Annotated in this window: 20 protein-coding genes; 13 read left to right on the top strand and 7 right to left on the bottom strand. The window is 46.7% G+C overall.

Annotation, left to right across the window (positions count from 1 at the left end; translation table 11 throughout):
• Positions 1–54: 54 nt before the first annotated feature.
• From INR79_RS20080 to INR79_RS20065, 4 genes are all read left to right on the top strand, one after another.
• A complete protein-coding gene (locus INR79_RS20080) occupies positions 55–1086 on the top strand; it encodes a carbohydrate ABC transporter permease (protein WP_223099329.1) in 1032 nt (343 codons plus the stop codon).
• Positions 1087–1097: 11 nt separating this feature from the next.
• A complete protein-coding gene (locus INR79_RS20075; RefSeq protein ID WP_004403824.1) occupies positions 1098–1979 on the top strand; it encodes a carbohydrate ABC transporter permease in 882 nt (293 codons plus the stop codon).
• A 49-nt stretch (positions 1980–2028) separates the two neighbouring features.
• Positions 2029–3033, top strand: a complete 1005-nt coding sequence (locus INR79_RS20070) for an ester cyclase (RefSeq protein WP_223099327.1) — start codon at positions 2029–2031, stop codon at positions 3031–3033.
• 1215 nt (positions 3034–4248) lie between these two features.
• A complete protein-coding gene (locus INR79_RS20065) occupies positions 4249–5244 on the top strand; it encodes a S1 family peptidase (protein ID WP_004403828.1) in 996 nt (331 codons plus the stop codon).
• Between the two features lie 40 nt (positions 5245–5284).
• On the opposite strand, the gene INR79_RS20060 is transcribed toward INR79_RS20065, so the two are convergent.
• Positions 5285–5695, bottom strand: coding sequence for a GFA family protein (locus INR79_RS20060; RefSeq protein WP_223099325.1), 411 nt, complete (start codon positions 5693–5695; stop codon positions 5285–5287).
• A gap of 146 nt (positions 5696–5841) precedes the next feature.
• On the opposite strand from INR79_RS20060, the gene INR79_RS20055 reads away from it, so the two are divergent.
• The 7 genes from INR79_RS20055 to INR79_RS20025 all read left to right on the top strand — a co-directional run bounded on the left by INR79_RS20055 (position 5842) and on the right by INR79_RS20025 (position 13561).
• The gene (locus INR79_RS20055; protein WP_004403837.1) at positions 5842–6231 is read left to right on the top strand and encodes a winged helix-turn-helix transcriptional regulator; all 390 of its coding nucleotides are present in this window, start codon (positions 5842–5844) and stop codon (positions 6229–6231) included.
• 208 nt (positions 6232–6439) lie between these two features.
• Positions 6440–8710: an FAD-dependent oxidoreductase gene (locus INR79_RS20050; protein ID WP_223099323.1), complete on the top strand. Its 2271-nt coding sequence runs from the start codon at positions 6440–6442 to the stop codon at positions 8708–8710.
• A 44-nt stretch (positions 8711–8754) separates the two neighbouring features.
• On the top strand, positions 8755–9726 hold the full coding sequence (locus INR79_RS20045; protein ID WP_022590207.1) for an NAD-dependent epimerase/dehydratase family protein: 972 nt from the start codon (positions 8755–8757) through the stop codon (positions 9724–9726).
• Positions 9727–9892: 166 nt separating this feature from the next.
• Positions 9893–10861: a TRAP transporter substrate-binding protein gene (locus INR79_RS20040; RefSeq protein ID WP_022560700.1), complete on the top strand. Its 969-nt coding sequence runs from the start codon at positions 9893–9895 to the stop codon at positions 10859–10861.
• Between the two features lie 69 nt (positions 10862–10930).
• Entirely contained in the window at positions 10931–11422 is a 492-nt protein-coding gene (locus INR79_RS20035) for a TRAP transporter small permease (protein WP_004403849.1), read from the top strand.
• Between the two features lie 2 nt (positions 11423–11424).
• Positions 11425–12738: a TRAP transporter large permease gene (locus INR79_RS20030; protein ID WP_223099321.1), complete on the top strand. Its 1314-nt coding sequence runs from the start codon at positions 11425–11427 to the stop codon at positions 12736–12738.
• A gap of 109 nt (positions 12739–12847) precedes the next feature.
• The gene (locus tag INR79_RS20025; protein ID WP_223099319.1) at positions 12848–13561 is read left to right on the top strand and encodes a hypothetical protein; all 714 of its coding nucleotides are present in this window, start codon (positions 12848–12850) and stop codon (positions 13559–13561) included.
• A gap of 95 nt (positions 13562–13656) precedes the next feature.
• On the opposite strand, the gene pstB is transcribed toward INR79_RS20025, so the two are convergent.
• The 4 genes from pstB to INR79_RS20005 all read right to left on the bottom strand — a co-directional run bounded on the left by pstB (position 13657) and on the right by INR79_RS20005 (position 17163).
• Positions 13657–14406 (bottom strand): phosphate ABC transporter ATP-binding protein PstB, encoded by a 750-nt coding sequence (gene pstB, locus INR79_RS20020; RefSeq protein WP_004403855.1) that lies wholly within the window; start codon positions 14404–14406, stop codon positions 13657–13659.
• 49 nt (positions 14407–14455) lie between these two features.
• Positions 14456–15310 (bottom strand): phosphate ABC transporter permease PstA, encoded by an 855-nt coding sequence (pstA, locus tag INR79_RS20015; RefSeq protein WP_038125012.1) that lies wholly within the window; start codon positions 15308–15310, stop codon positions 14456–14458.
• 20 nt (positions 15311–15330) lie between these two features.
• A complete protein-coding gene (pstC, locus tag INR79_RS20010) occupies positions 15331–16260 on the bottom strand; it encodes a phosphate ABC transporter permease subunit PstC (protein ID WP_223099308.1) in 930 nt (309 codons plus the stop codon).
• An 81-nt stretch (positions 16261–16341) separates the two neighbouring features.
• Entirely contained in the window at positions 16342–17163 is an 822-nt protein-coding gene (locus tag INR79_RS20005; protein ID WP_022560697.1) for a phosphate ABC transporter substrate-binding protein, read from the bottom strand.
• A 716-nt stretch (positions 17164–17879) separates the two neighbouring features.
• Here INR79_RS20005 and INR79_RS20000 point away from each other — a divergent pair.
• A complete protein-coding gene (locus INR79_RS20000) occupies positions 17880–18809 on the top strand; it encodes a LysR family transcriptional regulator (RefSeq protein ID WP_022560696.1) in 930 nt (309 codons plus the stop codon).
• A 65-nt stretch (positions 18810–18874) separates the two neighbouring features.
• Here INR79_RS20000 and INR79_RS19995 read toward each other — a convergent pair whose 3' ends face one another.
• Both INR79_RS19995 and INR79_RS19990 read right to left on the bottom strand, forming a co-directional pair.
• A complete protein-coding gene (locus INR79_RS19995) occupies positions 18875–20230 on the bottom strand; it encodes an aerolysin family beta-barrel pore-forming toxin (RefSeq protein ID WP_022595794.1) in 1356 nt (451 codons plus the stop codon).
• A 135-nt stretch (positions 20231–20365) separates the two neighbouring features.
• Positions 20366–21265, bottom strand: a complete 900-nt coding sequence (locus INR79_RS19990) for a LysR family transcriptional regulator (protein ID WP_223099306.1) — start codon at positions 21263–21265, stop codon at positions 20366–20368.
• A gap of 152 nt (positions 21266–21417) precedes the next feature.
• Here INR79_RS19990 and INR79_RS19985 point away from each other — a divergent pair, with 152 nt between their 5' ends.
• The gene (locus INR79_RS19985) at positions 21418–21816 is read left to right on the top strand and encodes a RidA family protein (RefSeq protein WP_004403335.1); all 399 of its coding nucleotides are present in this window, start codon (positions 21418–21420) and stop codon (positions 21814–21816) included.
• Positions 21817–21819 lie beyond the last annotated feature (3 nt).

Below are 21819 nucleotides of genomic sequence, written 5' to 3'. Positions count from 1 at the left end.
CTTCTCGCTTGAGAAAAGTCAGAGGGAGTGGTGTCTGGCATTGAGGTTATACGTATGCCCCATCGCACTTTTTTGCAGTTTATGTGGCCGTCTTTGACGATCATGATTCTGTTGATCGCTTTTCCCATCGTCTCCATCTTTGTGCAGTCGCTCTATGTCGAGCACGAGCAAGTGGTGATAGAAACCGAACAGTGTGGTCCTTTTGGCTGCACCAAAACCACTGCCATCGATTTAGATGCCACCAACAAATTGCGTGAGGAGCAACCATTGGGACGCTTCAACGGTTTCGGCACCTACACCAACCGAAATCATCTGGCGTTTTCCGAAGTGGGCGAAGCATGGAACAGCTCAGAGTCTCTGTCTGATTTCACCTCGAAACTGCTGAATATGCCGTTTTACAAGGCGCTGATTTTTACGCTCAGTTATACCTTCATTGTTACGCCGCTAGTGATTGTTTTGGGGATGCTGGTCGCGCTTGGTGTGAATGCGTTGCCCAAGCTTTTCAAAGGACCGACGATCTTCTTCTCGCTTCTGCCCATGATTGTTACGCCACTTATCGGTTCGTTGATTCTGTTCTGGATGATAGATGCCGACGGTGTGATTGGCGCTTCCCTACAAATTTTATTTGATGATCCCGATTTATCCTTGAAAGCATCACCGACGCTCACCTGGATCACCTTGTTTGTGTATGGCGTCTGGCACTCGATTCCTTTCTCTTTCATCGTGTTCTATGCCGGTTTGCAAACCGTACCAACGGATACGGTGGAAGCAGCGATGATCGACGGTGCATCTCGCTGGGAACGCATTCGTTATATTGTGATTCCTCATATGGCACCACTAGTCACATTCGTTGCCCTGATGCAGTTGATGGATAACTTCCGCGTATTCGAACCGATTGTTGGGTTTGCCGCCGAAGCCAACGCCACCTCACTAAGCTGGATCATTTATCACGATCTGAAAGAAGGCGACGCGCAGCTCTTTGGCTCGGCCGCCGCGACTTCCATGTTAACCATTGTGGGTATCGCCATTCTGCTTACCCCTGTACTGATCCGCACCTGGCGTGGATTTAATAAGAAACCCGCGTAGGAGAAATGCACATGGAACAAGCAATAGATAAAAAATCCCCATGGCTGAAAACCGCCTCGATTTTATTTGTGATCGGATGGCTGATTGTGGCAGCAGGACCTTTCCTGTGGACCACCTGGGGTTCCTTTAAAGTTCAGGGCGATTTCTTTTCGAAATCTGACTGGATGAACGCCATCTATGGGGTAAAAACTCTGGTCGAGACAGGCAGTGAGTTCACCTTTAAGGGCTATTACGGTGCATGGGTAGAACAAGGCTTTTGGGTCGCTTCTATCAACACCATGGTCGTGGTGGTTTGTGCAGTGGTGATTTCTCTGACCATAGGTACGCTGGGTGGCTACGCGCTGGCGCGCTCCGGTTTTCGCTACTCGTTATGGATCTTGATGATTGCGCTGGTGTTTCGCGCGATGCCGCACATCTCTTTGGTGTCTGGTTACCTGCTGCCCTTCTTCGAATGGAATTTATGGGGGCATCTGCCTACAACCATCATAGTACTGGTGGCCATCAATCAGCCCTTCACATTGTGGATGTTGCATTCGTTCTTTTTGAACATTCCAAAAGACATGGACGAAAGTGCCATGGTGGATGGATGCACTCGCTTTCAGGCATTTCGCCACGTGATCATTCCGGTGATGTGGCCGGGGGTGGTCACGACCGGGCTGTTCAGTTTCTTGTTGGCTTACAACGATTTTGCCGTCACCGGTATGCTGCTAAGCCAGGACAATCAGACCATGATTCCGAAGATCGCCAGCTTCCTTGGCACAACTCAGGTAGAGGGCAATGTGATGTTTGCCGTTGCCGCTGTGGTGTCTGCCATGGTGCCTCTGTTCTTCTTAGTGCTTTTCTTCCAGCGTCAGATCGTTTCCGGGCTGACCGCTGGCGCAGTGAAAGGCTAACGTTCCATACCCAAGTGACCTCAAGATTCAGGTTATATAAGGAAAATTCATGTCATCAGACACTCAAAATGCCAAGCAGGTTGTCTTGGCATTTTTCAAAGAGCTAGACAGCGCCAGCCCAGAAAATGTGGAGGAAGTGCTGGCGCGCCACACCTCAGAACATTACCAATGGCGAGGGTGTCATCCATTTAATGAAATCAACTCGCTGAATGACTTGAGCACGTCATTCTGGCAGCCATTGAAGCAATCCCTAAAACGTATTCAGCGCCGACAAGACGTGCTAATGGCGGCACAAAACAGTTTGTCCGATGACCCCTCTGTTTGGGTGGTGTCCATGGGGCACTTAATGGGGCTTTTGGATCAAAACTGGCTCGGTATTCCAGCGACTCATAAGATGGCATTTTTGCGCTACTGCGAGTTTCATGAAGTCTCGAATGGCAAAATTCAGCAAACCGCGATGTTCTTTGACATTCCTCATCTGATGGTTCAGGCGGGAGTAAACCCGTTTCCGCCACAAACGGGGGCATTTATGGTGCAACCCGGTCCTATGACCCATAACGGTGTGATGATTGATGATCAGCCATCGGAGGAAAGTGATAAAACACTGGCACTCATTAACAGCATGATCAGTGATATTGGTAACTGGAAAAATGCGCTGTCTCTGGAGGAAGAACTGGCACTGACGTGGCACGACGACATGATATGGTGGGGACCAGCCGGAATCGGAGCCAGCTACACCATCGAACGTTATGCTAAACAGCACTCCGGTCCTTTTCGTGAGGCGTTTGATGACCGAATCTTCAACGGGCATATTTGCCGTTTAGCCGAAGGGGAATTCGGTGGTTTCTTTGGATGGCCAAATCTAACGCTAACGCCAAAAGGCGGCTTTATGGGCATGCCCGCCTTCAATAAGCCTGTCGATATGCGAGTGATCGACATCTACCGACGTGATGGCGACAAACTGGCTGAAAACTGGATTTTCGTCGACCTGCTGCATTTCTGGCATCAACAAGGGCTGGATGTTCTTGGTCGGCTAAATGCAGGAGCAGAATGAATAGAATAGTTTAGTTAACCAAGCCAGCGAAATGCTGGCTTCATACCCAAGTGACCTCAAGATACTCGGTTCAGCGAGAATTAACTGGCTTTCAGACAAGACACCGGTTTGAAGATCTAGTGGCTCTAAATCAAAAATCGGTAACGCAGTATGAAAGTCAGTTAAACTCGCCCTTGGGAGCCCATATTCTGTCCCATTTCATCGTCAAAGAACTTGGAAAGGACCAGTCATTCCGCTGCGTTCCTGATTTTGGTATAAAGAGGCTTGAACTGAAACAGAATATGAGGCTCTGAATCCTGCATCTTGAGGTCACTTGGGTATATACTTTCTCTTTCCAAAAACACCCCTTAAATAAATTTATTATTTGGCTTATTAAATACACAGTATAAAAATGGTTAATTGGTAGTTTTAATATTCTGTATTAATAATGCGTTGAAATGAAATTTTTCTAAAAAATAAAATATATAAACCTTCAGAATAAAGTCAACATTTATCTATGTATCAAAAAAGAATCATTTTATAAAATAGTTATGAGATCAATTTCAAATATTAAATGGGAAATAATCTCAATTGAGAAACATTAGAAACTAATAAATTATCAATCACTCAAATAAAAGGTCATACAACATGCCTGTGCACTAAACGTAGAATTTAGCGAGAGTAATTTCAAAACCTTCTACCAAATGACCACATAAACCTTTAAAAACAATTTCTTATACAAACCTCAAGTCATCAACCACAATTTAAAAATAGAAGTAAAATCACATTAAGAAACCACTATCAAATTGAAATTCAACTTTGCACTGTGACTTCAATTCCATACAAAAATACCGTTAGTGACAATACTCACAATTAACTAAATAGAATTTTTAATTTAAACGCCACTCCCCTATTTAAATAACCACAAAATTTAAAAGTCGATAATTAATATCTGACTTTCAATTAGTATTTATTAAATTAAATCAAACTTAATTGTTTACTTTAAAGCTAACCAAAAAATAAGGGAAACTCATTTCATATAGTAAGAATAAACATAATAGTCACTTTGCATTTTTAATAGCACCAAGAAAAAAGCACACCAGACTGACGCCAGTGCAAGGGAAGGCGTCGGTCAGTGTATCGCTTGCAGTTAGTTAAGCTGTCTCTGCAGGCTTCGTTTAGAAAGTCAGGTACGACTTTCTGAGTAACAAGTCTATGTAGAAAGGAAATAATAAAATGAAAGGAAAAAACAGCCTGCTTACCGCGCTGTTCGTTACAGCCTTAGGCATGGCACAAGTCCAGGCTGCAGAACCAAGTGTGGAACCGAGAATAATTGGCGGGTCAACCGTCAACCATTCCACCGTGCCGTACCAAGTTGCGTTAGTCTCATCGGGGCGGCAATTTTGTGGCGGTACTCTGATTTCACCTCAGTGGGTACTGACCGCGGCACACTGTGTGGAACGATCATCCGCTGGCTCGGTGCAGATTCGAATTGGTGCATCAGACCTGAGAACGTCGCAAGGGGAAACACATCAGGTTTCGAGAATTTATGTCCACGAAAACTGGACAGGTAGTCTGGCAAACGGAAACGATATTGCATTGCTTCGATTGTCCAGCAACGTAAGTTCCGCTTATACACCAGCGAAACTACCAACTCCTCAAATCAAAGCCAGCCTGGCTGCTCCGGGTCAGAGCCTGAAAGTATCTGGTTGGGGCAGAACTAGCCGCAATTCCAACGCCGGAAGCCCGGTACTGAAGGCGACGAACCTGGAAGTGGTGACCAATTCTGAATGTACCAGCCTGATGAACGGCATTTCCGTATCTGGCGCTTACATATGTGGTTACGACCGTTCGTCTACCTCATGTAACGGCGACAGTGGCGGTCCTTGGGTTGCCCGTTCTGGCAGCGACTACTATGTTTTCGGTGCGGTGAGCTGGGGGCTGGAAAACTGTACATCAGCAACCGCCTTTACCGACGTGACGGATTACGTTTCCTGGATCACCCAGAAATCAGGAATCACACCTGATGGCGGTGGTACAACACCTCCTCCACCACCGCCGCCAGCGGATGAGTGTGCTGGTGTAGGTCAATGGGATCCGTACAAGTTCTACTATGTAGGCGATCGCGCTGTAGTGAATGGCTTCCTGTTCGAGTCTAACTACAACCAGTGGGGCTACAACCCATACTACGATTACTGGGGAATCTGGTCGTTTATTAAGACCTGTAACTAATAGCCAGTAAACTATACCGGGCATCTCAGATGCCCGGCTTTTACATTTTTGGCATACCTCCAAATTTGGGCAGCTCATCTGGCATGTGATCCCAGGAAGCGCCGCTGTCGGAATAAACCACCATACTTGGCTGGAATTGTTCAAGGTCGTCTAAACTGCCCGCTCGAATAAACTCCATCTCCTGCATACCAGAGTTTTCCGCATAAATGTGACTCCCACACTTTGGACAAAACCCTCTACGGATCATGTTTCCACTATCTGCTTCTTTCTCGTGAAAAGCCATTTCCCCGTAAAACGTAATACTTCCTCTTGGTACTGCGATGTTAGACATGTGGCCAGAGCCACTGATTTTCTGACAGTCCTTGCATTGACAATGACCGCCCATAATTGCTTCTGAATTGCATTCATAGCGAACATGTCCACATAGACACTGCCCTGTTAATTTGCTCATGACACCTCTCCTTGTTTGTTCATGTGAACGGCTGGCTCAGTTACTTACGAAATTGAAGTATCTTTAACACTAAATAAGTCACTTCAATTTTGCAAGTAACTTTTTTATACTCCGAAGAACACATAATTTATGCAAGGAGGCACCTTTTGAGTAACACTAGTTCGAGTAGCGAACCTGCATTTTTGCGTTCTGGATGCCCGATTGTTAACGGGTTAGATATCTTCGGTGACAAGTGGACACTTGTGGTTCTGAGGGACTTGCACTGCGGTAAAAAGACTTATGGTGAACTGGCTGATTCACCAGAACATATCCCGACAAACCGACTGGCAGAGAGACTAAAAAAACTGGAGTCAGAAGGGCTTATCACCAAAGAGCTTTATCAGGAACGTCCAAAACGCTACCAATATTTGCTTACAGACAAAGGCATGGAAATATTGCCGATCCTTCAAGCCATTTCTCGCTGGAGTAACAAGCATATCGATGGAACCTGGATTCCTCCTCAATGGTTCATGGATAAAGAGATCCCTCCTAAATAAGAAGTTTAAATTCTAATTCAAATACCTGAATCCAATGCCTGACTCCGTCAGGCATTTTTTATTTTTCAAAGAGTTAGATTCGCCCAAGATCCTCACTTTTCCGTCCCAACACTGCTATTAACATTTTTGTTACTTGAGTCACATCATTTGATGGGTGGTTAATTTATGATCATTTCTATTATAGATATTACTATTATAGAAATTAAATATGATTAAAGAGTCTGCTTCAGAGCCAAGAAGCTTAAAAATAGAGAATCTCGATTCGGATTTAGTTGTTGTCGGAGGAGGACTGTCTGGTCTTTGTGCTGCCATCGCTGCTGCCAGAAACGGGCTTAAGGTTGTTCTGATTCAGGACAGGCCGGTATTGGGCGGAAACGCCTCAAGCGAGGTTCGCCTTTGGGTATTGGGGGCGACATCTCATGGTGGAAACAACAATCGTTGGGCTCGCGAAGGTGGGATCATTAACGAGCTTCTGCTTGAAAATCAGTTCCGAAATCCGGGCGGCAACCCGGTGATCTTCGACTCTATTCTGCAAGATTGGGCTGACAGAGAAGACAACCTGACGCTTTTGGTGAATACCGTGGTGTTTCACTGCGAAAGTTCCGATAACCAGATCCGCAAAGTGCACGGATTTAACTCTCAAAACAGCACCATGTATCACGTTACAGGTTCACTGTTTGCCGATTCAAGCGGTGACGGAATTTTGGTCCACTTGTCTGGCGCTGCGTATCGAATGGGCGCAGAGCAGGCAGAAGAGTTTGATGAGCCCATGGCTCCCGGCGAAGACTATGGCAAGCTGCTGGGTCATTCGTTGTATTTCTACTCCAAAGACGTTGGTCACCCTGTCGACTATGTGGCACCGGAACTTGCTCTTAAAGACGTTCCCGCACTAATCCCCCGTTATCGCAGCTTCAAAACATCAGAGCATGGCTGCTCACTTTGGTGGATTGAGTGGGGTGGAAGACTTGATACCATTCATCAGTCCGAAGAGATCAAAATTGAGCTTCAGAAGATCGTCTACGGCGTCTGGAACTACATTAAAAATTCTGGCGAGTTTCCTGAAGCCAGAAACCTTGCGCTGGAGTGGGTCGGAACCATACCCGGAAAACGGGAAAGCCGACGCGGCGAAGGTGCCTACATGCTGACGCAAAAAGACATTGTTCAGCAAATTCCGCACTCAGACTCTGTATCTCATGGTGGCTGGTCGATTGATCTTCACCCTGCTGACGGCATTTACGGTCAGGAGCAAGGTTGCAACCAATACCACGCAAAGGGCATCTACGGCATCCCATTCCGCTGTATGTATAGCCAAAACATTCGTAACTTATTCCTCAATGGTCGGTTACTTTCTGCGTCACACGTTGCATTTGGCAGTACTAGAGTGATGGCCACTTCATCGGCGGTTGGGCAGGCAATCGGCACAGCCGCAGCCGTTTGTAAAAAACACAATGCCCTACCGCATGAGCTCCCTGATTCTGAGCTGATGCATATCCTGAAAAATCAGCTCTCAGCAGACGGGCATTATGTACCGAATTTCGATGCGTTAAGTCACGATAATCTGGTCTCTGACGCGAAGATTACGGTCAGTTCCGAATACCGGCTGACGGGCTTTGAGCACTCCGGTGGTTGGAAGCCACTCAATGAGAGTTACGGTCAGCTTTTGCCTGTCACCAATTCGGGAGATCATCTTATTACTGTGCCCTGCATTGCCAGTGAACCCACCGAATTGACCATTGAGATTCGGGTAGCCGAGAAGCCAAGTAATCACACCCCAGAAAGAGTGGTTGCCGAGCACAAACACACGCTGACTTCTGGTGAACAGCTGATAAGCATTCCTCTGCAGGGTGAGTTTGCCAGCCAGTACCAATTCGTCTGCTTCAAGAAAAACCCATTAGTGTCTATAGGGCTAAGTCAGGATTTCGCCGCCGGGATTCTTAGCGTTAAGCAAGGTGGGCTTGAAAAAGTCAGTACTAAAGCAAAACAGGACGCACCTGAAGGGTTAGGTGTCGACAGTTTTGAGTTCTGGGTTCCGGAGCGACGACCAAAGGGTCAAAACATAGCCTTTCAGTCGGCAACTTCTCTGCACTCGTTTTCGAAACAGTCTTTAACCAAAGGGGCGTTAAGACCGACAGCATTGCCCAACGTCTGGATGGCGAAACCGAGCGACCCATATCCGAATATTACGCTGGAATGGGACAAACCCGTAACAGCGAAAACTCTGACGCTGTACCTGGACTGCGATTACGACCATCCGCTGGAGAGCGTGCAATACCGCCATCACGACCGGGTCATGCCCCTTCTGGCTCACCAGATTCGGTGCTTTGTAAATGGTCAGCTTTATCGACAGATCCACGACAACCGAATGGGTGTAATCCGGATGGAGCTCAACCCTGAAAAGCCGTTAGAGAAGCTGGGGCTTTCACTCAGAAACTCTCAGGGAGCACCGGTTGCGGTTTTTGGTATTCGTGTAGATGAATAACCTTCTAGGCTAAAAAGAACAGAAATTAAAAAGGTGGAATTAGGATGACAACGTATCTTGTGACAGGTGCTTCAGGTCGGATTGGATCGGTGCTCGCACAGCAGCTTCTGGATTCAGGCAATCAAGTCATAGGGCTGGATTTGCAGGAAAGCCGCTTAGAGGCGGAGCAATACACTCACATTCAGACAGATTTCAGTGACCCAGAGTTATTGAATCAGTCGATGGAGGGCGTTGAAATTGTTCTTCATATCGGGGCGTTTATGTCGTGGCGGAAACAGGACAACAGTGCCATGTATCAGGCGAATGTTACTGCCACGCAGATGTTGCTTGAAGCTGCCAGTCAAAAGAACACCATCAAGCGTTTTGTGTTTGCCAGTACCGGAGAAGTCTACCCGGAAATCAACGCAAAGTTCTTGCCGATCACCGAAGATCACCCTCGCAATCCCAGCTCTTTCTATGGATTGACCAAGAAGTTAGGCGAAGATCTGGTGGCGTTCTACCAGCAACAGGGGCTGGAAACCTGTGTCCTTCGTTTCCCTCATACTCAGTCGGCTGACGAGCTTATCGACCCCAACTCTTTCTTTTCGGGTGCCCGTTTCTTCCTGAGTGGGAAGATCAGGCAACTGGAATTCTTCGGAAATCAGAAGGTCGCAGACAAGCTGAAACCTTTGGCAGACAAAGGGGAGCAAATCATCATTCAGCATGGCGAGGAAGACAACAAACCTTACATGATGCACATCTCTGACGTGCGAGATACAGCGGCGGGCGTCTTGCTGGCAGCCACTCACGAAAACGCGGCGAATCAGGTGTTCAATCTGGAACCGGATGATGTGGTCGAGTTTGACAAGGATGTGCCTCAAATCGCTGACCAGCTTGGGTTACCGGTAACCAATGTCTACATGCCCGGTAAAGCGATTCGCTACGTGACCAGTAATAAAAAAATCAAGCAGATGTTGGGCTACCAACCCCAATACAGCTTTAGCGCGATGCTCAAAGAAGTTGCGCAGAACAAATAACAATAAGTTGAAAACAAACCTTTCAGAAATAACCGATAGTGAAACAAGGAGAATTTGAAACTACTCGTTTGAAATCCATAACGTTTACCGCTCTCAACAGGGTCTGCTGACCTTTATGCAGGTAAACCTAATAGGCATATCGTGTTCACAACGATTAAGGAAGATTATGAATATGAAATCCACACTACTGGGCGGAGTTTTAGCATTATCAGCAGCCTTTTCTGCTGCCGCTGAAACGTTCGTTCTTGTTAACGCCGACTCCATTGGCTCGCCAATGGACGAGATGAACAAACACTTTGCTGAGCTGGTTGAACAGCGTTCCGACGGCAAAATCAAAGTTAATTACATTACAGGTACACAATTAGGGACACCACCGCAGGTGATGGATCAGATTGCCTCTGGTTCTGTCGATGCGTTGGGAACCGCTGCAGCGTGGCTGTCTTCGTATGCTCCCGATACTCAGATCCTGACCTGGGGCTTCACGTTCCGCGACGGTCAGCATATGTTCGACTTCTTCGATAGCGAGCTGTTTCAGGGACTAACAGAAGAAATGCGCACAGAAGATCGCATCCGTGTCCTTTCTGCCGGTCCTACTGAGCCTCGTATCGCTTACCTTGTGAAACCACTTGGTAAAGATGGAGCATTCACAGGCAGAAAGATGCGTATCCCGCAAATCCAGTCATACCTTGAGCTATGGGGAGCATTAGGTGCTCAGCCAACTCAGGTGGCATGGGGCGAGGTGTACCTGGCTATGAGTACCGGCATTGTCGACGGAGCGGAAGGTCCCCCAACTGCGGCTGTTGCTCAGCGTTTTCATGAAGTCGCTCCTAACATCTACCTGACTAACCACGTCTGGGCAACATCGACCATCGTCTTTAATGAGGACAAGTTCAACAGCATGTCTGCAGAGCACCAGAAGCTTCTGGTTCAGGCTGCCAAGGACGCGTCCAGATGGGCATACGATGATGCGACTAACCGCCGAGAGCAGGTGCTTTCTAAGATGAAGGCAGCTGGTGCCACCATCAATGAATACGACTCAGCTCCTCTGCGCGAAGCGGCACTAAAAGCCGTTGGCAAGGTGGAAGATCAGGGTTTGTGGAAAAAAGGCTTATTTGAAGCGGTACAGAAACTATAACTACAAAGGGCACGCTTCTTCTTACCTAACTGAGCGTGCCCGTACCCATGCATTTCACAGGAGTTTCGAATGCAAAAATTCTTTAAGTCCTTGATTAGCTGGCAGGGCAAAATTGAAATGGCTGTGTGCATGTTTCTGACCCTTGCTATTGTTGCCACCATTGCTTATCAAATTATTGCCCGTTTTTTCTTTAACGCGCCGATTGCCTGGATGGAAGAAGCCGTCACCATCATGTTCATTCTGCTGACGCTGCTATCCGCTGCGGTTGCGACTAAAGAGAAAAGGCACATCATTGTCGATTTATTCCCCAAAGGGGAGATTGCTCGCGCGCTCAGTATCATCATGTCGATCATTACTGTGGTCACTCTGATTACTCTGCTGTTTCACATCAGCCCAATCATTAAAACCGAGCTGCGCCGCAGTACTATTTCACTGCCGATGAACTTTCCAATTGCGTTCTACAATTCGGTCCCTTTGATCTACTGCTTCGTCTCCATCTGCATGTCCATCACTTATGACGTTATGTTTGAACGCAAAGCGGATCAGGAGGCATTGGTTTAACTATGGAAGCACTTCTACTTTTAGCGATTCTGTTCGGGTTGATATTCCTTCGCATGCCCGTTCCCTTTGCGATGCTAACCGCCGCCGTCGTGTTCATTCTTATCCAGAAATGGACAGGTGGTATGCCACTGTTTTCGGCTGCTGGTCTCAAAATCATCCCGCAGCGCATTCCGCCCTCTCTGGAAAGTTTTCCGTTGCTTGCCATTCCACTGTTCGTACTGGCAGGTAACCTGTTAAATGTGTCGGGCATTACCGACCGCATCTTCGCCTTTGCTCGTGCGTTGGTGGAGCATATCCATGGTGGTCTGGCGCATGTGAACATTCTCGCCTCGATTGTATTTTCCGGCATGTCTGGTGTGGCTACGGCTGATGCCGCCGGGTTGGGCACCATTGAAATCAAAGCGATGAAAAAAGCGGGGTACGACAAAGCGTTCAGCGCGGCGGTCACGGCGACGTCGTCTATCATTGGTCCTATCATTCCGCCCAGCGTCATTATGGTGATATACGCGGTGCTTTCGGGCGAATCGATTGCCAAACTGTTCTTAGCCGGGATCATCCCAGGGCTGTTTCTGGGCGGTATTCTGATGTTGCTGATTTACTTCTTGTCGGTGACGGGTCGGGTTTATTCTCCGGTGAAACCCAGAGCCACGTTTAAGCACGTACTTTATACCGCGTGGAAAGCGCTGCCCGGTCTGCTCGCCCCCATCATTTTGATTGGCGGTCTGCTGACGGGTGTCGCAACACCAACAGAGCTAGGGGCTATCGTAACCATCTATGCGGTGGTACTCGGTTTATCCACTAAAGAGCTCACCTACAGCAATTTCATTAATGCATTAAGAGCAACGGTTTACACCATTGGTGCATTGGTATTTATTCTCGCCTGCGCAGCGCCAATTTCATGGCTGATCTCGGTACTGAATGTCCCAGCGACTCTTCAGCAAGCGTTGCTGGCTATTTCAGACAACCCTATCATTCTGCTTTTGATGATTAATGGCATGCTGCTGATTGCTGGTCTGCTGCTGGAAACCACCGCAATCTTACTGATTGGTGTCCCGACACTGTTGCCTTTGGTTGAAGCCATTGGAATGGACCCAACCCAGTTTGGCGTCATGATGATTTTTAACCTGTTGATTGGTGCGATTACCCCGCCATTTGGGGTGATCCTTTTCATTATGATGGACATCGCTAAGGTGAGTTATGGCGCATTAGTGCGGGCAATCATTCCGTTCTATCTGCCCATATTGATTACGCTGTTGATCATTACCTTTGTCCCGACCATTACACTGTTCCTTCCAGCATTGGTTACGGGTGGTTAGGGCTTGTTGAGGTCACTTGAGTATTAAGCCAAAGGAATGGCATGATTAGAAACAGAAGAAGACTTGCGAATATTCGTGAGCCTTCTTCCTGATTTTGAGGAGAAGTACTTTGTCGTCACAACCAAACCAAAGCTTAATTGATGGGATCCGCTGTTTTCAGGAACTGACCACCAGCGATACCCCACTTGGCAACAAAGAGCTGGCAGAACGTCTGAACATTAACGTCGTCCGAGTAAACCGATTACTCAGAACGCTAAAATCCATCGGCATGGCAGAGCAGAATGCGCAGAAGAAATACATGCCCGGCCCGGCTGTGCATTTGCTGGCAGCCCAAAGCTTCCATAGCTCGGTTTTGTTTCGCAGTGCCACCAGTGTTGCCATCCGAACCAATTACACGGATCGCACTCTGGCTATCGGAGTACTATGGAAAGATATGGTGGTCTATATGTACCACGCAAAGGCAGATCAAAGCCCAGCAGAAGGGTTAGGTGGATACCATATTTACCATGTGTCTCAGTCGTCCATTGGACAGGTACTGCTGGCGGATCTGGATGACGAAGAAATCGAATCCCGAATAGCCCACTGGACAGAACCTCAGAAAGCTCAGATTCAATCTCAGATAAAGCAGATCCGAGCCGATGGCTACATACTCCATCAGGATGAACAGCAGGCTGTGGTGAATATTGCCAGTTCATTTTCAATTGAAGGCGCTACCGCGGGCGTCGCTTTTACAGACTTTGAAGTTCCTTTCGCCAACCATCAGGAATACGTGGTTCAACTTAACGCCTTGATTGAAGAGATTAAAACTAACGCAAACTGTTAGGGTAGAAAAAAGCCCCTCCAGTGGAGGGGCAAGAGTTACCATCGCTTATAGTTATAGGTCTATGCCAGTAAAAGCGGTTCTGATAAAGCCGTTTGTTAGCCGAAATCGCCGTTCACGTAACCCTGCGTGCGATCATCTTTCGGTTGGCTGAAAATCACCTGAGTGTCATCGTGTTCAACCAGTTCACCCATCAGGAAGAAAGCGGTACGGTCTGAAATACGACGTGCCTGCTGCATGGAGTGCGTCACGATCACAATGGTGTAGTCCTGCTTCAGAGACTCCATCAGTTCTTCAATTTTGTGGGTGGCAATTGGGTCGAGTGCAGAAGTCGGTTCATCCATCAAAATCACATCGGGTTCCATTGCAATGGTACGTGCGATACACAGACGCTGCTGCTGACCACCAGACAAACCAAACGCGTGCGACTTCAGACGATCTTTCACCTCATCCCACAATGCTGCACCACGAAGTGATCTTTCAACCACAGTATCGATATGTTTCTTGTCTTTCACACCCTGAGCACGCAAACCATAAGCCACATTCTCGTAGATACTCATCGGGAATGGGTTCGGCTTCTGGAAAACCATGCCCACTTTAATGCGAAGATCCGCTACATCGATGTTGCCGTAGATGTTCTCGCCATCCATATCCAGCTTGCCTTCAATCTTCACGCCTTCGATTAGATCGTTCATACGATTTAGGCAACGCAGAAGGGTGGATTTACCACAACCCGAAGGACCGATTAATGCGGTCACCTGACGAGAAGGGATTGGCAGGTTAATGCTTTTCAGTGCCTGATTGCTGCCGTAGTAAAGGTCTAGATTTTCAATATCAAACTTGTTCATTTTTCTTGCTCTCAATTCTTAAATTCTGTGTCTGTCTGCTGTGGTGGAATTAATACGTTGCAGTGTTAAAGCGTTTTGCAATCAGTTTGGTGATCATGTTGATGACCAATACCACGACGATAAGGACAGTGGCTGTTCCATAAGCCTGATTCCATTCTTCAATGGTGAACAGCTCCGTTGTCAGCTTGTATAGGTGAACGGTTAACGTACGACCAGAATCCAACAAAGAATCCGGGATACGAGCAACCATGCCCGCTGTCAGGAAGACAGGAGCAGACTCACCAATGACACGACCAATACTAAGAATGACCGAGGTAAGAATACCTGGCATTGCACTTGGCAAAATCAAGCGCCAGATAGTGTAGATTTTCGATGCGCCAAGACCGTAAGAGCCTTCGCGGTAAGTTTGTGGCACCGCCATCAGTGCTTCTTCCGTTGTACGGATGATCACTGGCAGAATCAGAATACTCAGAGTTAGTGCACCCGAAAGAATCGAGAATCCTAAACCAAGAATTGCCACGAAAAACGTCATACCGAACAGACCGAAAATAATCGACGGAATCCCCGCCAGCGATTCGGTACAGAAACGGATGATTTTAACCAGCTTGCTACCGACTTTGGCGTATTCAGTCAGATAGATAGCGGTCATGATGCCCAATGGAGCAGCCACGGCGATGGAGGCGATAACCATATAGATGGTCGACACAATCATCGGGAAAATACCCTGCTCGTCGCCTGTGCGAGTGTAGTTGTCGGTAATGAATGCCCAATCAACGTGTTTTAAGCCATTGGACAAGATGTACCAGATGATCCAGAACAGAAACCCGACGGTTAACGCTGCCGAGATCCATACGAATGTATTGAGCACACCGTCTTTGAAATTGCGTGCCTGCTTCAGCTTCATTGCTTGATTATTATTCATGATTACTTCGCCTTCTCACGGTTCAGGTAAAGAAGCACAGCGTTCAACACCATGATGAATACCAGAAGCACAACACCCGTTGCGTAGAGTGCACTTGCGTGAACACCGCTTGCGTAAGACATTTCTATCGCGATGTTCGCCGTCAGGGTACGGGCTGAATCCAGAATGCCTTCAGGCATTGCTGGCGCGTTACCCATTACCATGATGATCGCCATGGTTTCACCCAGAGCGCGGGCAATCCCCAGAATCACGCCCGTCATGATCCCGGAGCGAGCGGCTGGAACAAGCAGTTTAAAGATGGTGTAGATTTTCGATGCACCCAGTGCCAGAGAACCTTCTTTGTAAGTTCTTGGGACGGCGCGAATCGAAGTTTCTGAAACCGTGATAACAGTAGGAAGAATCATCACGCCCAACACGATGATACCAGCAAGAATGGTGTTACCCGCAGGTACATTAAACACTTGCTGAATCAAAGGAACGATGATGACCAAGCCGAAGAAGCCGTAGACTACAGATGGAATACCAGCCAAAAGCTCGACCGCAGGGCGGATGATATCTGCCAAGCGTTTCGGTGCAATTTCCGCAATAAAAATCGCGGTGAGAACACCAATAGGAACACCGACAGTCACGGCTCCAAAGGTCGATACTACCGATGCAACAATCATGGTTGCGACACCGTATAGCGCTGGAGGTAGCCAGTCTTGCCCGGTTACGATGCCTGTTACGCCTGCTTCCTGAAACGCAGGGATACTTTCAGCAAAGATGAAGTAAGCAATGGTGGCAAGAGAAACAATACCGATAATGGCACTGCTAAGAAACAAAGAGTGGAAAATGCGTTCACGCCAGTCAACACGCTTTTGTCTGCGAAGCTGACGCGGTTTTGATGCATTTTCGCCATTCATAGACTTTTCACTATTAATCGCGATGGTCATAAAAAATACTCATATTCGAAAGTTTCGAAATGGAAAACGCTCAGCCCTCGCGGGCTGAGCAAAGTGTTCGTACAGCTTTAATTAGTTAACTGTGATGTAGCCTTTCTTCGCTACCAGAGATTGCGCTTCAGCAGCAACCATCCAGTCTAGGAATTTCTGAGTTTCCGCTGATGGTTTGCCTTCTTTGTATAGAACAAGGAATGGACGAGCGACTTTGTAAGAACCGTTCTTCACGTTGTCGACTGTTGCCGCTGTGCCATCGATAGCCAGAGCCTGAACAGAAGAATCAACCGTACCTAGAGAGATGTAACCGATAGCAAATGGGTTGCTTGCAACCATGGTTTTCAGTGCACCGTTGCCGTTTGCAACCTGAGCGCGCTGAGAGATTGCCGATACTTTCTTACCTGCAATTTTCTTTTTCAGTTTCATGATGTCTTCGAATGCACCACGAGTACCAGACGCCGTGTCACGAGTGATAGCAACGATTGGCTTGTTAGCACCGCCAACCTGGCTCCAGTTTGTTACTTCGCCTTTGTAGATAGCCGTTACCTGAGCGGCTGTCAGTTCTTTCACACCGTTTTTCGGGTTAACAACAACTGCGATACCGTCGCGAGCAACAACCACTTCTTTCAGTGCTGGCTCTTTTTCAGAATCTTTCAGGTTACGAGAAGACATGCCCAGGTCTGCACTGCCGTTCTTCGCCGCTTTAACGCCAGCAGAAGAACCAGGACCTTGAACTTCAATGAAGACGTTTCCGTTCGTTTTCATGTAAGTTTCAGAGAATACTTCCATCAGTGGAGTAACGCTGCTAGAACCAACAGCAGAGATAGTTTCTTTAGCTAGAACTGGATTTACTGTTAGTGTGCCTAGTAGAGCCAATGCACCGATTACTGTTTTTTTCATCACAATTTCCTTAAGTGGCATTCATCGCCGTTGTGTTTCACTTGAACGCTGCTCACTTTAGGAAGAATATGTGACAGTTGTGTTTCACTAGTTTGAACCCTACATGACAAAGTGTAATATTTGAGAATAACGACATTCTTAGCTTCTGATGAAACAAGATCTTTGCGACCTAACTTACTGAATTTAAATATTAATTAACCCTTCAACTTACTAATTAAGTTATTGCATCAATACCTTTTATATCCATATATAGCCAAGTAACCCCAAGGTGCTTGATTCAATGACCTATTTACAAAAAAGAGAGAAACTGGCTTTCATGCAAGACATCGATTTGAAGATCCAGTAGTTCTAAATCGCCTTTGAAGTTTTCATTTTTTAAACGAACACTGTATGTAAAAAAGAAAAACTGAAGGAGCCAACCAACCTCTATTTTAATTACAATCCGTTTGAATAGGATAATAATTCATCAATATTATTCAGGAAAATATATTTTAGATGAGTCTAAATAAGTTATTTCCAAATAATCACGATGAGCTAATCTGGAATCATTTTTAGAATGGGAATCACAAACTGCATTCAGTAATAAAGATATAATTCTAACCCTCGTCCAAATAGTGACAAATATTGTTCTCCACATAATTCATCAGTTTATTCAATCTTAAGTGACTCAATAAAAATAGACTCAATATAACTACGTGTTTCGTTAAGTTGGTAAAATGGATAGATTTTTAAAAATTAAGGCATTCGTTACCGTTGTCAATGCCAACAGTTTCTCCCTCGCTGCTGAGCAACTTTCAGTATCGATATCAACGGTGAGTAAACGCGTACAGTATCTTGAAAAGGAAGTGGGATACCAACTGCTCAATCGAAAAGGAAATAAAATTTCGCTCACCAATAAGGGCGTCGACTTCTACCAGAAAGCCAGAGATCTTCTCCATGGTTATCATGAATTGATGACCCCTAGCCAGGACAGCGTAATGAAAGGCAATGTCCGTTTAGGCTTGCCTCGTCGCTTTGGTGAAGACGTTGTGTTCCCGGTATTGCTGAAATTTATTAACTTGTACCCCGACATTCAGTTGGACGTCAGTTTAAACGACACACGCGAGTCCATTTCTCGTATGGGCTACGACTTAGTACTGCGTATTGGAAAAGTCACCGAGCAGGACGTGGTGTCTGTGAAACTTGGCAGCATACCAAGAATGCTGGTTGCGCCCAGTACTTTGGTTCCGGAAGAACAAAAAAACAACCTCGATTACATCAGTAAAATACCGATCGTTTTAAACGTTGCGTCTAAATTTTCTCTATATAAAAACTTCATGGAAAATAACGTCTGTTCAGATCAGGTGATATTAAAAGTGAACTCCGACAGATGCGCAATTAACGCCATATCTTCATTGAATGCTATGACAATTCTTCCTTATTTTAATATTCGTGAGAAAGTAAACAACGGCGAATTAACCGTATTATTGCCGCATAAAAAATTACCCTCACTGGATGTCAGTTTAATATTTCCTAGCAGACAGTTACTCACTACACCGACCCGAACCATTATTGATTTTTTAAAAAGTCACGTAGAAGAAATATTTCCAAAACAAGAAACAGGCGATAAGCCAATTGTTGATAAGCTTGTGACAGAAGACATGTAGATAAAAGCAAAAATGACCTGAGGCGAAGTCACTTCAGGTCATTTGAGATTCAAAATATTTCAATTTTACATAGTCAAAGGCGCTGCCAGCGACATGGTAATATTTGAAACCGTGTTATCGTCGGAATGCTTATCGATAGACTCGACTTTCAGCCCCAGCTGAGAACCGGCGGTACGCATTCGAGCCATGCGGCTATTCACTGGCTGACTGCAATTCGCAAGTGTAGCAATCTCTTCTGGAGTCAAACGAATAGAAGCTCCGGCAGTTATGTTGTACTGGCTGCCATCCACGGTCGTAAACTTGCCAGACATCGGTGCGCCATATTTACGTTTTGCCACGTTACCAATTGCCCAGTTCAGGTTCGACTGGCCAAATTCATCTCGCATCCAGTGCCAATCCCAGCCACTGTAGCCTCCAATGTAAGAGAACTTATACTCATCTGCGATTTGTTGTGGACCGTTAAGACCATTGGTGTGACCAAACGTGTGAGTAATATACGGGCGATCGGTTGGGTGATCAGATCGTGCATTACCACCCCAGCGAAGGAAACCTTCGTAGTCAATGTTATAGCTGAGGTAGGCGAATGAGTTATACGGAATGTCTGCTTTCTGCTTAAACAGGGTCAGAGTAATGTAGCGCTTACTCATCTCAGGAACCTGAGCTCGGTACTGCGCTTTTTGGTCAATGGAAGTCGAATCGCCATTGGTTTCATTCCAACCCTGGCTAGCATTAAACTCCACTTTTACCTCTGATGATGCTCCACCAATCAGTGGCACGCCTACTTCATACTTGTTGGTCACACTTAAAGACTGGCCAAAAGAGAAGTTGTCGGTTTTTGACCAACTGGTCGTTTCACTGTAACCAATATCGACAGGAGCGGTATCTTCGGTATTCCCGCAGTTATAGACCATCGCATTAACCGTGGCGAGCGCTTCCCTGTCGTACACTTCTGGCTCGCCCAGAATCAAGTCTGCAGGGTTTGTTACCAGTTTGACGTCTTTCACTTTCATTTTTAAGCGTTTATGCGCCCAGTATCCGTCGGCGTGCGGGTCATTGCTGTTGTAGCGAGCGTTAATGGAATACGTTTTCGAATCAATTCGCTTCACTTCCATATCTTCGCCAATGAAACCAGAATTGGTGCCACCAGCCCATCCAAATCCCATGTAGTGCCCAAGATAGGCAAGAGGTTTGTAAAAATCCGGGTCATTAAAGACTTGGTACTGAAGCGCTTCCGCGTTCCCGCCATCCGCGTATTCTTTGTTGGTGTAGTTAGGCAGGCTTGGTAGCTGGCTATTATTGGCAGTCGTGGTGACGCTGTTCGCTGCTGCGTCTGCAGACGCTCCCGCTACGGCAAGAGTTGGCACTAGAACGATTGCGATGCTTGCAGCCAAGGTACGTAGAGCAAAAGGTGTTTTTTCCATTGTTATCTCCTTCGTGTTTGCAAATTCATTCTTATGCATCACATCAGGGGATTGAATATCTATGGAATAAAACCGGGTTTTCGTAAATAGAAATTGCCTTTTGATATTAAAATCAATATCAGACCAAAACGTAACCTATTGTTTATCCGACTCTCCTTTCCCAAAGTTCAGATATTCGATACACAAATCATGAAAGCCCTTAGCCTGCGGTGAAATCGTGCGTTCAGACAGCCGAAAAATACCAATCTCACGCTGCAAAGGAGGGTCTATAAGGGGGATCCACACCAGCCGCGTTTCATTGGTTGGAAATGCAAGCTTTGGAAGCGTTGTCACGCCAATGCCTAACTCTAAGACAGAAAACAAAGACGTGATGTTTTCTACTGAATACAGCGCTTTTTGGCTGAGCACCCTTGCTGGGGTCGATTCAAGCAAAGTACAGGTGCCATTACGGATAAAGGGTTGCTGCAACAAAGTTTCCCAGGCAATACCATCCATATTGGAGGCAATTGGATTGTCTTTCAGACACACCACGCCAATAGGGTCTGAAATCAGAGGGGTGAAATCCATAGATTCATCATCCAGATGCATGCAGTTACCCAGCGCCAGATCCACTTCTCCTGACATCAGTCTGGCTTCCACTCCAGTCGCGTTATCGTCGATTAAGCTGACTTCCACATCGGGAAAACGTTCGCAGAACGCCGCTAGCACACTCGGGATCAATTTGGCGGCTACCGACGGCACACTAGCGATACGAACCCGACCCTGCTGCCCAGCGGCTGCGGCACGCAAGTCGTTGTCTAACGCATGGTAGACGTTGAGAAACTGCGTGATCTTAGGAACACAAATTTCACCAAACGGAGTCAGTGTCGACTTGTTCCCGCTTTCAAACAAAGGCTGACCAAGTGTTCGCTCCAGCTCTTTGATTGACGTGGACAGTGCAGCCTGAGATCGGTTGGCACGCTGGGAGGCAGCCCTGAAACCGCCCTCTTCCACCACGTACGAAAAATGCATCAATTGTTGCAGTTTAATGTTCATCTTTGCCCTCTAACGCCTTTCCCTGTCTGGTTTTTTCTCTATTGATAAATTTTATTTATCAAATGTAAAAAATTTACCGTTAGATTTATCACTTGTCAAAGTGCAATATTTAACCAAAGAGAAACACTTCCATTACATCTTGGATTCGAAACGTGAATACACAAACCGCAAAACACCCAGTAAAAACCGAGCTATTTGCTTCTAAAGCCCCATTGGAATGGGCAGTCGTCGGCAACGGCACTTTATACACCGCTCAGATCCCCATCGACCACACGGGCGCTGTGGTTGAAGGAGGCATAGAGGCACAGACTCGCCAAACCTTCGCCAACCTTGCACACACACTCGAATGCGCTGGGGAGTCACTCGATTCGGTATTTCAGGTACTGATTTACGTGACTGACAGGGACTATTTACCGACGGTCAACCGCGTGTATGCCGAACAGTTCAATGCCCCGTTTCCAAATCGTGCAGCGATGGTAGTTGCTGGGTTGGCTCGTGAAGAAATGCTGGTGGAATTTGTGGTGTACGCGTCTGCCACCCACGGTCAATAACTC

The organism is Vibrio sp. SCSIO 43132 (genome assembly GCF_019904195.1).
In the GTDB taxonomy this organism is placed as follows: domain Bacteria; phylum Pseudomonadota; class Gammaproteobacteria; order Enterobacterales; family Vibrionaceae; genus Vibrio; species Vibrio nigripulchritudo.
Note: the sequence above shows the minus strand (reverse complement) of the source record. Positions and strands in the feature narration are given on the sequence as shown.